Source organism: Nocardioides sp. CCNWLW239 (assembly GCF_037137035.1).
In the GTDB taxonomy this organism is placed as follows: Bacteria; Actinomycetota; Actinomycetes; order Propionibacteriales; family Nocardioidaceae; genus Nocardioides.
The window spans coordinates 180,611-193,865 of sequence record NZ_JBBBNW010000001.1 but is presented as its reverse complement, the minus strand read 5'-3'; the positions used below and the strand labels follow the sequence as shown (position 1 = coordinate 193,865).

12 protein-coding genes are annotated in these 13,255 nt (G+C 69.4%); 7 read left to right on the top strand and 5 right to left on the bottom strand.

All coding sequences use genetic code 11. The features are described 5' to 3' along the window. Positions 1 to 2 precede the first annotated feature (2 nt). Complete coding sequence (locus WBG06_RS00935; RefSeq protein WP_336734201.1) at positions 3 to 593, bottom strand: VanZ family protein; 591 nt, start codon at positions 591 to 593, stop codon at positions 3 to 5. Then, positions 590 to 1,753, bottom strand: coding sequence for a lipid II:glycine glycyltransferase FemX (locus tag WBG06_RS00930; protein WP_336734199.1), 1,164 nt, complete (start codon positions 1,751 to 1,753; stop codon positions 590 to 592). The genes WBG06_RS00935 and WBG06_RS00930 overlap by 4 nt, the downstream gene beginning before the upstream one ends. 88 nt (positions 1,754 to 1,841) lie before the next feature. Between WBG06_RS00930 and WBG06_RS00925 the strand changes: the two genes are divergently transcribed. Both WBG06_RS00925 and WBG06_RS00920 read left to right on the top strand, forming a co-directional pair. Further along, on the top strand, positions 1,842 to 2,507 hold the full coding sequence (locus tag WBG06_RS00925; protein WP_336734197.1) for a response regulator transcription factor: 666 nt from the start codon (positions 1,842 to 1,844) through the stop codon (positions 2,505 to 2,507). A gap of 25 nt (positions 2,508 to 2,532) precedes the next feature. Further along, a complete protein-coding gene (locus tag WBG06_RS00920; protein ID WP_336734195.1) occupies positions 2,533 to 3,618 on the top strand; it encodes a sensor histidine kinase in 1,086 nt (361 codons plus the stop codon). A 54-nt stretch (positions 3,619 to 3,672) separates the two neighbouring features. On the opposite strand, the gene WBG06_RS00915 is transcribed toward WBG06_RS00920, so the two are convergent. Beyond that, positions 3,673 to 4,146: an Lrp/AsnC family transcriptional regulator gene (locus WBG06_RS00915; RefSeq protein WP_336734193.1), complete on the bottom strand. Its 474-nt coding sequence runs from the start codon at positions 4,144 to 4,146 to the stop codon at positions 3,673 to 3,675. Between the two features lie 119 nt (positions 4,147 to 4,265). On the opposite strand from WBG06_RS00915, the gene hppD reads away from it, so the two are divergent. Continuing rightward, on the top strand, positions 4,266 to 5,471 hold the full coding sequence (gene hppD / locus WBG06_RS00910; protein WP_336734191.1) for a 4-hydroxyphenylpyruvate dioxygenase: 1,206 nt from the start codon (positions 4,266 to 4,268) through the stop codon (positions 5,469 to 5,471). 50 nt (positions 5,472 to 5,521) lie between these two features. Here hppD and WBG06_RS00905 read toward each other — a convergent pair whose 3' ends face one another. Further along, positions 5,522 to 7,297, bottom strand: a complete 1,776-nt coding sequence (locus WBG06_RS00905) for a bifunctional sugar phosphate isomerase/epimerase/4-hydroxyphenylpyruvate dioxygenase family protein (protein ID WP_336734189.1) — start codon at positions 7,295 to 7,297, stop codon at positions 5,522 to 5,524. 83 nt (positions 7,298 to 7,380) lie between these two features. On the opposite strand from WBG06_RS00905, the gene WBG06_RS00900 reads away from it, so the two are divergent. From WBG06_RS00900 to WBG06_RS00890, 3 genes are all read left to right on the top strand, one after another. Continuing rightward, on the top strand, positions 7,381 to 8,001 hold the full coding sequence (locus WBG06_RS00900; protein WP_336734187.1) for a TetR/AcrR family transcriptional regulator: 621 nt from the start codon (positions 7,381 to 7,383) through the stop codon (positions 7,999 to 8,001). A 303-nt stretch (positions 8,002 to 8,304) separates the two neighbouring features. Further along, positions 8,305 to 9,165: a shikimate dehydrogenase gene (locus WBG06_RS00895; RefSeq protein WP_336734185.1), complete on the top strand. Its 861-nt coding sequence runs from the start codon at positions 8,305 to 8,307 to the stop codon at positions 9,163 to 9,165. A gap of 76 nt (positions 9,166 to 9,241) precedes the next feature. Then, positions 9,242 to 10,582, top strand: a complete 1,341-nt coding sequence (locus WBG06_RS00890) for an MFS transporter (RefSeq protein ID WP_336734183.1) — start codon at positions 9,242 to 9,244, stop codon at positions 10,580 to 10,582. Between the two features lie 54 nt (positions 10,583 to 10,636). On the opposite strand, the gene WBG06_RS00885 is transcribed toward WBG06_RS00890, so the two are convergent. After that, positions 10,637 to 11,515, bottom strand: coding sequence for a LysR family transcriptional regulator (locus WBG06_RS00885; protein WP_336734181.1), 879 nt, complete (start codon positions 11,513 to 11,515; stop codon positions 10,637 to 10,639). A 182-nt stretch (positions 11,516 to 11,697) separates the two neighbouring features. On the opposite strand from WBG06_RS00885, the gene WBG06_RS00880 reads away from it, so the two are divergent. Then, positions 11,698 to 13,038 (top strand): MFS transporter, encoded by a 1,341-nt coding sequence (locus WBG06_RS00880; protein WP_336734179.1) that lies wholly within the window; start codon positions 11,698 to 11,700, stop codon positions 13,036 to 13,038. The last annotated feature ends 217 nt before the right edge of the window (positions 13,039 to 13,255 follow it).

The window sequence follows — 13,255 nt, the reverse complement described above, 5'->3', positions numbered from 1 at the left end:
GCCTAGCCGACGCGCTCGGACGTCTCGGCAGGCTCGACCATGGGCGGTCGAGCCTGCCGAGACCGCGGTGCGCGCGGCCGCCACCACGGCCAGGACAGGATCGCGGCGGCCGTGGCGCCGCCCGCGTTGAGGATCACGTCATCGACCGAGGAGACCCGGTCCAGGAGCAGGACGTACTGCAGCACCTCGATCGTGACCGATGCCGCGACGGCGAGCGCGAGCACCCGCCACACCGATCGCAGGGCGTGGAAGCGGATCGGTCCGAAGAACCCGAGCGCGGCGAAGAGCAACAGGTTGCCGACGACCCCGATCCGGCCCATGGTCGGCAGGTCGGCGAACGGCTCCAGACTGACTGCGCCGGTCGCGGTGCCGGCCATGCTTCCCGGCACCATCGTCAGCATCACCATGGGGACCGTGCCGTAGACGATGGCGACCTCGGCGAGCGACACACGCCATGCGCGCCCCCACGTGACGCCGAAGCCTCGGCGCAGGAGGGCGAGGACCGGCACGGCCAGCGCTGCCAGCGGCAGCGCCAGGACGGTCAGGATGACGATGCCGGTCTCGGTGAGCGAGCCGGACGCGTTCACGATCATCGGTGCGCCCCTTCCTTCTGGTTGCGCCGCCTCATGTAGAGGTCGAATGCCCGGTAGACGATAGGGCGCAGCGGCAGGTCCCACTCGCCGACGTACCGCACCGCCTGCCCGCCGGTGCCGACCTTGAACTGGATCAGCCCGACGTGCGGGTCGTCGGCGGACAGGGTCGGGGTGATGCCGCGCAGGTCGTAGACGTCGCACCCGGCGGCGAGAGAGTCGCGGATCATCGCCCACTGGCAGGCGTTGGAGCCGCGTACGTCCCGCTTCTCGGTGGAGGAGGCGCCGTAGACGTACCAGGCGTGACCGCCGACGCGGACGTAGATCGACGCCGCGACCAGGTCGCCGTCGTGACGGGCGAGATAGAGCGCGATCCGCTGTTCTCCATCTTCGGGGGAGTCCTCGGCAGCCAGCGCGTCGAACATCTTCTCGAAGTAGCCCAGCGGTCGCGGGGTGAAGCGGTCGCGCTCGGCGGTGTGGACGTAGAGGTCGTGGAACGCCTTCAGGTCCTCGCCGCCGGTGGAGGTGGTGACCTCGACCCCGGCCTTGGCAGCCTTCTTGACGTTGCGCCGCCACAGCTGGTTCATGCCCTGGAGCACCTCCGCCTCGGAGCGGGCGGAGCCGTCCGGTCGACGCAACGGGATCTCGTAGGTGAACTGCGGCTGCCCCGCCCCGAACCCGTCCTCGGGGTTCTGGGGGATCCAGCCGGAGTCGCGGAGATAGCGCGTCACCTCGGCGCCCACGGGGTCGGGCCGACCGGGCAGATCGGTGAGACGGGCGACGGCAGGATCGGCGATGCCCTCCTTGACCTGAACCGCGTCCCAGGTGTCGGTCGGCACCGGGGGAGCGACCCGGATCGCGAACGCACCCTGCGAGCGCAGATAGGAGACCAGCGGCGGGAACCACACCGCGAGCCCGCCGGACCAGTCGATGTCCGGGCCCCACGGCAGGTAGGCGAGCGTGTAGCCCAGCCGCGGCACCGGCCGGTGCAGCACCAGGCCGGTACCGGCGAGCCGATCGCCGGCGTACCAGCCGAGCGACTCGGTGTGCCACTCCGTCTTCACCGCGGCCCAGGCCGGGGTCTGCTGGAAGCTGACCGAGCGTCGCGACCGGACGTGGTCGAGGTGCTCGGCGGGACTGATCGCTCTGACAGTGAAGGTCACCGTGCCAGTGAACCCGGGCCGGTGTCACCAGGGCGTATGCCAATTCGGATACGCCGGCGATATGCCGTTTCGACCTAGGATCAGGAGCATGCGGGTGCTGGTGGTCGAGGACGAGCCGTTGATGGCTGAGGCGATCCGGGATGGGCTGCGGCTGGAGGCGATCGCCGCCGACATCGCCGGCGACGGGGACACGGCTCTGGAGATGCTGAGCGTCAACTCCTACGACATCGCCGTGCTCGACCGAGACATCCCTGGTCCCTCGGGTGACGAGATCGCCAAGCGCATCGTCGCCTCCGGGACCGGGATGCCCATCTTGATGCTCACCGCCGCCGACCGGCTCGACGACAAGGCCTCCGGGTTCGAGCTGGGCGCCGACGACTACCTCACCAAGCCCTTCGAGCTGCGCGAGCTCGTGCTCCGGCTGCGGGCGCTCGACCGGCGGCGCGCTCACAATCGCCCGCCGGTGCGGGAGATCGCCGGCCTGCGGATCGACCCGTTCCGGCGGGAGGTCTACCGCGAGGGCCGCTACGTCGCGCTGACCCGCAAGCAGTTCGCGGTCCTCGAGGTCCTCGCCGCCGCCGAGGGCGGCGTGATCAGCGCCGAGGAGCTGTTGGAGCGGGCCTGGGACGAGAACGCCGATCCGTTCACCAACGCCGTACGCATCACCGTCTCCGCCCTGCGCAAGCGGCTCGGTGAGCCCGCGATCATCGCGACCGTCCCGGGGGTCGGCTACCGCATCGACGTCGATGGCTGAGCAGACGGGCGTCAGGCGCCCGGGGATGAGTGTTCGGCTCAAGCTGACCCTCAGCTACGCCGCCGTCATTGTCGTCACCGGCATCCTGCTGCTCGCGGTGGTGTGGGTCTTCCTGCTGCGCTACGTGCCCGACAACGTGTGGGTGGAGTGGCCGCAGCAGCCTGGAGCACCGCGTGCTCCCTTCGTCCCGAACCGGTCCGACCTCGAGCGTGCCTTCGTGCCCCGGGCAGCCACGATGATGGCCTTCCTGCTCGTGTTCGGGCTGATCGGGGGCTGGATCCTGGCCGGGCGGATGCTGGCGCCGCTGAGGAAGATCACTGCTGCCACGCGTACGGCTGCCGACGGGTCGCTCTCGCACCGCATCGCGCTCGAGGGGCCTGGCGACGAGTTCCGCGAGCTCGCCGACGGCTTCGACGACATGCTCGCGAAGCTCGAGGCGCAGGTGGCCGAGCAGCAGCGGTTCGCGGCCAACGCCTCCCACGAGCTGCGTACGCCGCTCGCGATCACCCAGACCCTGCTCGACGTCGCCGGCAGGGACCCGGACCGCGACGTCGACGAGCTCATCGAGCGGTTGCGCCTGATCAACTCCCGCGCGATCGAGCTGACCGAGGCCCTCCTCGTGCTCAGCCGGGCCGACCAGCGGTCCTTCGCCAGCGAGCCGGTCGATCTGTCGCTGGTCGCCGAGGAGGCGGTCGAGACACTGCTGCCGCTCGCCGAGCAGCGCGGGGTGCGGATCGAGACCTCGGGCGAGGAGGCGTCGGTCCACGGCTCTCCGGCGCTGCTGCTGCAGGTCGCGACCAACCTGATCCACAATGCGATCGTCCACAACCTGCCCGAGGGCGGGTCGGTGTCGGTCACCGTGGTCGCTCACGAGCGGAGCGTGGTCCTCACCGTCGCCAACACCGGCGAGGAGCTCTCCCGCGAGCTCGTCGCCACGCTCACCGAGCCGTTCCAGCGCGGCACTCAGCGCATCCACGTCGACCAGGCCGGCGTCGGACTCGGTCTGGCGATCGTCAAGAGCATCACCCGAGCTCACGATGGCAACCTGGCGGTGCTCTCGCGGCCCGGCGGTGGGCTGCAGGTCTCGGTGGAGCTGCCCAGGACCCCGTGATCGGCGGGGTTGTGAAGCTGAGAGTGACCTATAGCCCACGCTCGGCTTCACAACCTAGGTGCGCGGAGTGGCTCCCGTGCGCAGCAGGTCGAGGGTGCGCGGCTCGATGAGGGTGGAGAGGGTGACCACGCTCGTCGAGCGGACCACCGCGTGGGACTGGTCGATGCGCACCAGCACCTCCTGCAGCTTCGCGTGCGAACCGGTCGCGACCTTGCAGAAGACGTCGAAGGATCCGGTGGTGACGTACGCCTCGAGCACCTCGGGGATCTCGGCGAGGTCGCGGCGTACGTCCTCGAGCGCTCCCTGGGAGATCTCCAGGGTCACGAAGGCCTGCACGGTGTGGCCGGCCGCGGCCGGGTCGATCGTCGGGGCCCAGTCGCGGATCACCCCCGCCTCGGCCAGCTTGCGCAGCCGGCTCTGCACGGTGGCCCGGGCTACGCCGGCGACCCGGGAGAGCTCGAGGTCGCCGACGCGGGGGTGGGCGTGCAGCGTCTCCAGCAGCGTGATGTCGAGGTCATCGAGGTTCATGGCGCGATGATAGTCAGATTGCCTAGTGAACGGCGATGAAGACTGGTCCGATCTGGCAGATTGACCAGTGCTCGGTGGTCAACTTGTTTGGTGTGACTCGGCCCACTTGACTTGCCCGCATGACGCTTGCAGACACCCTGACCAACCAAGAGAAGCTCGCCGGACTCGGGCTGGCCGAGCTGGAGCAGCTCGTCGGCCTGGTGGCCTACGACGACACCTCTGACCCCTTCCCGGTGACCGGCTGGGACGCGGTCGTATGGGCCGTCGGCAACGCCACCCAGACCGCTCACTTCTTCCAGAGCGCCTTCGGCATGGAGCTGGTCGCCTACTCCGGCCCCGAGACCGGCAATCGCGACCACCACTCCTACGTGCTGCGCAGCGGGGGAGTGCGGTTCGTGATCAAGGGCGGCGTGGCACCCGACAGCGAGATCATCGCCCACCACGCCCGTCACGGTGACGGCGTCGTCGACATCGCCCTCGAGGTGCCCGACGTCGACCGCTGCATCGAGCACGCCCGCTCCGCCGGCGCCACCGTGCTCGAGGAGCCCCACGACGTGACCGACGAGCACGGCACCGTACGCATCGCTGCGATCGCCACCTACGGCGAGACCCGCCACACCCTGGTCGACCGTTCCGGCTACAACGGCCCCTACCTGCCCGGCTATGTCGCCCGCACCTCGACGCTGAAGAAGCCCGAGGGCGCGCCCAAGCGCCTCTTCCAGGCGCTCGACCACGTCGTCGGCAACGTCGAGCTCGGCAAGATGGACGAGTGGGTCGACTTCTACGGCCGCGTCATGGGCTTCACCAACATGGCCGAGTTCATCGGCGACGACATCGCCACGGACTACTCCGCGCTGATGTCGAAGGTCGTGGCCAACGGCAACCACCGGGTGAAGTTCCCGCTCAACGAGCCGGCGATCGCGAAGAAGAAGTCGCAGATCGACGAATACCTGGAGTTCTACCAGGGCCCCGGCGCCCAGCACCTCGCGCTGGCCACGGGCGACATCCTCGCCACCGTCGATGCGCTGCGCGACGCCGGGATCGAGTTCCTCAACACCCCTGACTCCTACTACGAGGACCCCGAGCTGCGCGCCCGGATCGGTGAGGTGCGGGTGCCGATCGAGGAGCTGCAGAAGCGCGGCATCCTGGTCGACCGCGACGAGGACGGCTACCTGCTGCAGATCTTCACCAAGCCGATCGGCGACCGCCCCACGGTCTTCTTCGAGCTGATCGAGCGCCACGGCTCCCTCGGGTTCGGCAAGGGCAACTTCAAGGCCCTCTTCGAGGCCATCGAGCGCGAGCAGGAGCGCCGCGGCAACTTCTGACAACCCCCGCGCCGAGTTGGCCCGTCAAGACGGGCCGACTCGGCGGCTGGTCAGCCGGCCTGTCTGGCCAGGCGGACGGGGGCGTTACCGGCGCCGTAGCCGTCGTAGCGATCCCGGCGCTCGACGAGCTCGAAGAAGACCTCCCCGACGGTCTCGGTGTAGCAGTGCAGGTACTCGCCGTCGGCGTCGCGGTCGTAGAGCAGGTCGAGGTCGCGCAGGGTGGCGACGAGGTCCTCGGGCAGGGCGAAGCGGGCGACCAGGTCGTCGTAGTAGTTGCCCGGCACCTCGAGCGGTCGCAGGCCACGCTCCCGGGCGGCCGCGACGACACCGATGATGTCGTGGCAGGCGAGCGCGATGTGCTGTGCCTGACCTTGCTGCCCGTTCGGGAGCAGGTTGAGCGGAAGACGTACGCCGCCGGCCGGTGAGCTCATCACCTGGCTGCGGACGAGACCGGCGGGCCCGGCGACCTCCTGGGTCGGCTCCGGGGTCAGCGACAGCACGCTGGCGTAGAAGAGGACCGCCTCGTCGAAGCTGTGCCACGGCTGGACCAGGTTGACGTGGTCGATCCGCGCAGCGTGCCCGTTTGGGCGCGGGACGCCACCCTCGAACTCGCCGATCCAGTCCTCGGCATGGGAGAGGAACACCTCGGTGCCATCGGGGGAGGTGAAGGCGCGCAGCGCCTGCTCGCCGGCGTAGGTCCGGCGGTGGACCGGCGGCGCCATCAGCCGCGCGGCGCGCTCGGCGGCCGGGTCGGAGGCCGTGACGTCGAAGCCGACGGCCGCGATGTGCGGCTCGGGGGTGGCGCTGGGTACGTCGTTGCAGACGACGCGCGCCGACCCCCAGGTCCACAGCCGCACCTGCTTGCTGCGGTGGCGGCCGCCGAAGTCGAAGCCGAGCTGCTCGAGCAGCACCTCGACGCCCGACGTGTCCGCCGCCTTGATCTCCACGAAGTCGAACGCCTCCGGTGCGGTCACCTCCGGCAGCCGGGGGAGCGGTCCGGCCTCCTCGCCGAGCAGGTCGGCGGTGCGGTCGGCGAGCCAGCGCAGGGAGCGTTGAGCCTGCCGCGCGGTGCGGACGGGGTCGGTCTGGCGGAACGTGTCGTTGAAGACCTCCAGCGACAGCGGACCGTCGTAGCCGGCGCGGATCACGTGACCGAGGAACGCTGGCAGGTCGAAGCTGCCCTCACCGGGGAAGAGCCGGTGGTGGCGGCTCCAGGAGAGCACGTCCATGCTGAGTGCGGGCGCGTCGGCGAGCTGCAGGAAGAAGATCTTCTCGCCCGGGATCTTCTCGATCTGCTGGGGGTTATGGCCGCGGGAGAGGATGTGGAAGCTGTCCAGGCAGGTGCCGACGTTGGGGTGGTCGGCGAGCTCGACGATCCGCCAGGCGTGCCGGTAGTCGTCGACGTACCGTCCCCAGGCCAGTGCTTCGTAGGCGAGCCGGATGTCGTACGTCGCCGCGAGCTCGCCCAGCCGCCGCAGCTGTCCCGCCGAGACCTCGTCGTCGTCGACGGTCGCGGTGCCGACGTTGCTGCACACCAGCATCAGGTCGATCCCGAGCCGCCGCATGAGCTGGAACTTCGCCTCGGCCCGGTGCAGCACCGCGGCGAACGTCTCCTCGTCGACGCCTTCCGCGTCGCGGAACGGCTGGTAGAGGTCGAGGGTGAGCCCGAGCCGGTCGGCGAGCGCCCGGATCTCCTCCGGGGACTGCGGTGCGGCGATGAGGTCGGGCTCGAAGATCTCGATCGCGTCGAAGCCGGCCTCGGCGGCGGCGTACATCTTCTGGACCAGGCCGCCGCTGAGGCAGACGGTGGCGATCGAGGTGCGCATGGTTCTCCGTTTCTCGTTAATGTACGAAACGGTACATACATTGCTCCGGCTTGGGAAGTGGGTCGTGCTCTAGGCTCGGGGGCATGGTTCAGTCGCGTGATGCCGAACGCACCCGGTCCGAGCTGCTCGATGTCGCGACCGAGGTGTTCTCGGAGCAGGGCTATTCGGGGGCCCGGGTCGACGAGATCGCCGAGCGCACCCGCACCACGAAGCGGATGATCTACTACTACTTCGGCGGGAAAGAGGGCCTGTTCCTGGCCGTGCTCGAGGCCGCCTATCGCCGGATCCGCGACCTGGAGCAGGGCCTGCACGCCGGTGACCTCGAGCCTGTCGACGCGATCCGTCGCATCGCCGAGCTCACCTTCGACCACCACGTCGACCACCCCGACTTCATCCGCCTCGTCTCCGTCGAGAACATCCACCGCGGCCGGCACCTGGAGAAGGTCGAGTCGCTGCGCGAGCTCGGCGCCCCGGCCGCCACGGTTCTCGACGAGGTTCTCGCCCGTGGTCGTGAGTCCGGCGAGCTCCGTGCCGATGTCGACGCCGTCGACGTGCACATGATGATCAGCGCCTACTGCGTCTTCCAGGTCGCCAACAGCGCCACCTTCGGCTTCCTCTTCGGTCGCGACATGCTCGCCCCCGACGTACGCGCCCGCCACCGCCGCATCCTCGGCGACATCGTCGTCGGCTGGCTCACCGCCTGACCGAGAAGTCACCCGCTCCGGTCGAGGCGTCGCGCGCGTCGGCCGAGGCGTCACGCGCGTTGGCCGAGGCGTCACGCGCGTTGGCCGAGTGGTCAGCGCGGTGCCACCTCGGTCGACGGCAGTGACGTCTCGCCTGGAGGCCCACTGTCGAGGCGTCGCTCGAGAAGTCGCTCCCGTCGGCCGACCGGGGTGACGTGTCGGCCGACATGCCTGACGTCTCGGCGCGGGGGTTGACGAGTCGGGGTGGGATGTGATCCCCTTCACTCTCGTAACGTACTAGTTCGTACATTAAGGACCACCCAGATGAAGTCTTCGTTTCTTGTCGGCCTGATCGGCGCGGGCGTCGGACCCTCGCTGAGCCCGGCGCTGCACATGCGCGAAGCGATGGAGCACGGGTTGTCGTACGTCTACAAGACGCTCGACATCACCGACCTGGGGGTCCCGGCCGAGGGGGTGGGTGACCTGATGAGGGAGGCCCGGCGCCTCGGCTTCGACGCGCTCAACATCACCCACCCGTGCAAGGAGCTGGTGATCGAGCACCTCGACCGGCTCGACGAGACCGCGGCCCGCCTCGGTGCGGTGAACACCGTGGTCTTCACCGACGAAGGTGCGGTCGGCTACAACACCGACACCACCGGGTTCGGCCACGCGCTGCGCACCGGGATGCCGGATGCCCCGCTCGGCACCGTCGTCCAGCTCGGCGCGGGTGGGGCGGGTTCGGCCGTCGCTCACGCGCTGGTGACCCAGGGCGTCGACCGGCTGGTCATCGCCGACATGGACCTCGACCGCGCGCAGGCGCGGGTCGAGGAGATCCGGCGCCACCACCCGGAGAGCAGCGTCGAAGCCAGCCACGTCGACAAACTGCCGGCGCTCCTCCCCGACGCCGACGGACTGGTCAACTGCACCCCGATGGGCATGGCCGACCACCCCGGTACGCCCGTGGAGACGAGTCTTCTCCGCCCCGACCTGTGGGTGGCCGACATCGTCTACCGGCCGCTGGACACCGCGCTGCTGCAGGCCGCGCGCGAGGTCGGCTGCCGGACGCTCCATGGAGGCCACATGGCGGTCTACCAGGCCGTCGACGCCTTCCGGCTGATCACCGGCATCGACCCGGATGCCCCGCGGATGCTCGCCCACCTGCGCGAGCTGGCGGCGGCCGGCTGACATCAATCGAAGACCCAGACAACTCATCCCCCACACCCCGCGGCCAGGACCGCGGGACGAACCCGAGGAGGACCCGATGGCGGGACCTGACACCGACAGCACAGCGAACCAGGAAGGCAAGACTCCGGTCCGGGCCGCGCTGGCCAGCTTCATGGGTAGCGCGGTCGAGTACTACGACTTCTTCGTCTTCGGCTCTGCCGCGGCGCTGATCTTTCCGCACGTCTTCTTCCCCAGCGCCGGCGATGCTGCGCTGGTGATGTCGTTCGCGACGTTCGCCTTCGCGTACGTCGCCCGCCCGGTCGGCGCGGTCTTCGTCGGTCACTTCGGTGACCGGATCGGCCGCCGCAAGGTGTTGCTGTTCACCCTGCTGCTGATGGGCGGCAGCACGTTCCTGATCGGCTGCCTGCCGTCCTACGACCGGGCCGGCTGGATCGCGCCGGCGCTGCTGGTCCTCTGCCGCCTGCTCCAAGGGCTCTCCGCTGCGGGTGAGCAGGCCGGTGCCAGCTCGCTCACGCTCGAGCACGCACCCGACGACAGGCGCTCCTTCTTCACGTCTTGGACGCTGACCGGCACCCAGGGCGGCCAGATCCTGGCCGCGCTCGTCTTCATCCCGGTCGTCGCCCTGCCCGACGACATCAAGTACGGCATCGGCTGGCGGATCCCGTTCTGGCTCTCCGCGATCGTGGTCCTGGTGGCGTTCTTCATCCGAAGCCGCCTCAACGAGACCCCGGAGTTCGAGGAGGCCAAGGCCAACAACGAGGTCGCCAAGCTGCCCCTCGCGGTGCTGCTGCGTGACCACTGGGTCGACGTGGTGCGGGTGGTCTGCTGCGCCTTCATCGCCGCAGTCTCCACGGTCTTCGGCAACCTGGCGATCGCCTACGGTGTCAAGGTCGGCATGGTCGACTCGATCACGCTGTGGCTGGTCGTCGCTGCCAACTTCGTCGCGTTGTTCACCCAGCCGATGTTCGGCCTGCTCGCCGACAAGATCGGGCGCAAGCCCGTCTTCATCTACGGCGCCGTGGCCAGCGCGGTGATGATGCCGTTCTACCTGCTGTCGATGAGCCAGGGCAACGAGCTGCTCGTGTTCGCGCTCGCGATCGTGACCTTCTCGTTCGGCTACGCAGCCGCGAACGCGACCTGGCCGTCGTTCTACGGCGAGATGTTCTCGACCCCGGTGCGCTTCTCCGGTGTCGCGATCGGCACCCAGATCGGCTTCCTGCTGGCCGGGTTCACCCCGTCGATCGTCACCGCGCTGGGTGGCGTGCAGGAGGGCGGCTGGGTCGTCACCGCGGGCTACACCGCGGTCGTCTGCATCGTCGCGTCGGTCGCCGCCCTGACCGCGCGCGAGACCAAGGACGTACCGACCAGCCAGCTCGGTCTGCGGCCGGCGCCTACCCCGCAGGGCGCCAGAGTCTAGCCGTTACTGGTCACGTGGTTGTCGGCTGTCAGCGTCAACTGTGCTGACGTGGATTCATAGCTGCGTGAGCGCGTAGAGCAGATGGCGCAGGGCGTTCGCGTCTTTGTGGTCGCTGCGCCAGACGAGTCTCAGCTGAAGTGGGGGCGGCTGCACGTCGAGCTGGGCGAGGCGTCGTGAGCCGAGGTCGGCACGAACAGTGAAGGTGGGCAACAGCGCGATCCCGCGGCCGGTGGCGACCCATTCGCGGACCTGCGCCAGTCCGCCGACGGCTGTGAGGTCGGTGTCGGGGCCGAGCCAGCGCTTGGTGGCCATCCAGAAGGAGCAGCGCGACTCTCGACCGATCAGGCCTCCGGTCTGCCGGATCTCCCGCATCGTCACTGCGCGCCCGAGCAGCGGATGATCCGGCGAAACGACGACGGTCATAGGGACCTCGCGGACGTCGAGGTACTCGATCGCCTTGGCGGGGTGGGCGAATCCGAGGTCACCGACGTGCTCGCCGAGGTCGAGGAGCACGGCGACGTCGATCTCGCCGTGGTCGAGAGCGGCAAGGATCCGGATTCGGTCGGGATCGGGACGTAGCTGCACGTGGAGGCCGGGCCGCGCTCGTCGTAGGTCGTCCAAGACCGCGGGAAGGAGTTCGTCGGCGATCGAGGCTTGTGCCCCCACGGTGAGCCCTGGCGCGGCGTGGAGTCGCTCGGCCGCGGCGTCGAGGGCCTCGAGCGCCGCGCCTGCGGACGTCAGGTAGGCGCGTGCGGCTGCGGTGGGATGCATACCGCTTCGATCGCGGGTGAACAACGAGGCCCCGAGGGCCTCCTCGAGCCGGCGAATCCGGTCGGAGACCGACGACGGTGCCAGGCCCAACGCGGCTGCCGTCTGGTTGACGGTTCGATGCTGGACCAGCGCGATCGCGGTCCGCAACTGGTTCAGGTCCACGGAACCACTCTAGGCCGGTGTTCGGATATTCCGAATGATGGTGCAGTGACACCGGTCGAACGGAGGGCACGGAAAGCGGAGGGTCTCGTTTCGACGAAACCGTCTCATCCTCGAGGAGATCCATGCCCGGCCTCTCACCCCGTTCCCGCCAGCTTCCCCAGCGTCGACCAGCACCTCAGCTCGTGGGCATATCGCTGGCCTACTTCATGGTGCTGCTGGACACCACCGTGCTGGCCGTGGCCGAGCCCAGCATCATGTCCTCACTTCACACCGATGTCGTCGGGGTCGGGTGGGCGACCACCATCTACACGATGGCTTTGGCGGCGGCTGTGGTCTTCGGTGGCAGCCTGGCCGATCACTGCGGGGCCTACCGGGTCTTCATCCTCGGAGTCATCGGCTTCGGCGTCGCATCTCTGGGCTGCGCGGTCGCCCCCGCCCTCGCAGCGCTGCTGGTCCTTCGGGCGCTCCTGGGGCTGTTCGCCGCGGCCATCATCCCGAGCTCCCTGAGCCTGATCGCCAGCCTGTATCCCGACCCGGCGCGCCGTGGGGGCGCGATCAGCGCATGGGCGGCGATCAGCGGTGTCGCGATGGCCGCCGGACCTGTGCTGGGTGGCTGGTTGATCGCGGCCGATGGTTGGCGGTCGGTCTTCCTGATCAACGGACCCCTGGTCGTGGTTGTCCTGGCGCTGTGCCGCACGTCGATCGTCAGCACGCGGCACGCAAGGGGGATCTCCTGGCTCCCGCACATCGGGCTGGCGGCAACGCTGGCGACCGCTACGCTTGCCATCACCCAGGCCGGCCAACGTTCCTGGCTCCTGGCGGCGGTCCTCGGGTTGCTCGCTGTCGGCCTCACCGTCGGCACCAGGGCGGTTGATCGCAGCTCGCCGGCACCGCTGGTTCCGGCTGCCTTGCGTCGCAATCGCGCGGTGTGGGCCGCGTTCGGCTGGGGTGCCGCGGTCAACTACGCCCTGACGACCGTGATCTTCTCCATCCCGCTGCTGCTCGACACCACAGCCGTGGGGGCCGGAGCGACGCTGTTGCCGATGACCTTGCTGGTCGCCGTGAACCCGCTGCTCACCGGGCGCATGGTGGCTGCGCACGGGCCACTGCGTCTGATCCGTATGGGCTTCATCGCCTTCCCGTTCGGGCTGTGCCTGGTCGCGATTGCGATCGCCGACCATCATCAGCCGCTCGTTCTCGCCCTCGGGCTGTTGCTCTCCGGTCTCGGCGTGTCATGGACACTGCCCGCGCTGGTCGCCTTCGCGGTCGATCACGCCGATCCCGAGGCCACCGGATCGGTCGGTGGGATCCTCAACGCCACCAGACAGGTCGGTGCCACCATCGCCGCCGCCGTCGCCAGTACCCTCCTGACCCAGAACCAGGAGGACGCCGTCGCGTCTTTGCCATTCCTGGTCGCCGCGGCAGTCTGCGTGCTGGGCCTCGCCACCGCCGCGACCCAGCGGGTCGCCCGCGCGAGGACGGCAGTCGCGAGCGGGGCAAGCGCAACGCGAAACCCGGCATGACTCAGGTCGGCAGGACCCCCAGGCACTTCTCGGTTCGCGCTATCAGCGGATCACCAGCCACGCGGTTTCGCCAGGGCGTCACCAACGTCATGGCCTCGTACATCTGGTCCCTCGACAAGAACGCGGTCGTGGGGGGCGGGCCCCCCACAAAACAACCCCCCCCCCCCCGGGGGGCCCCCCCCCCCCGCGGGGCGCCGCCGCCCCCCCCCCCGCCCGG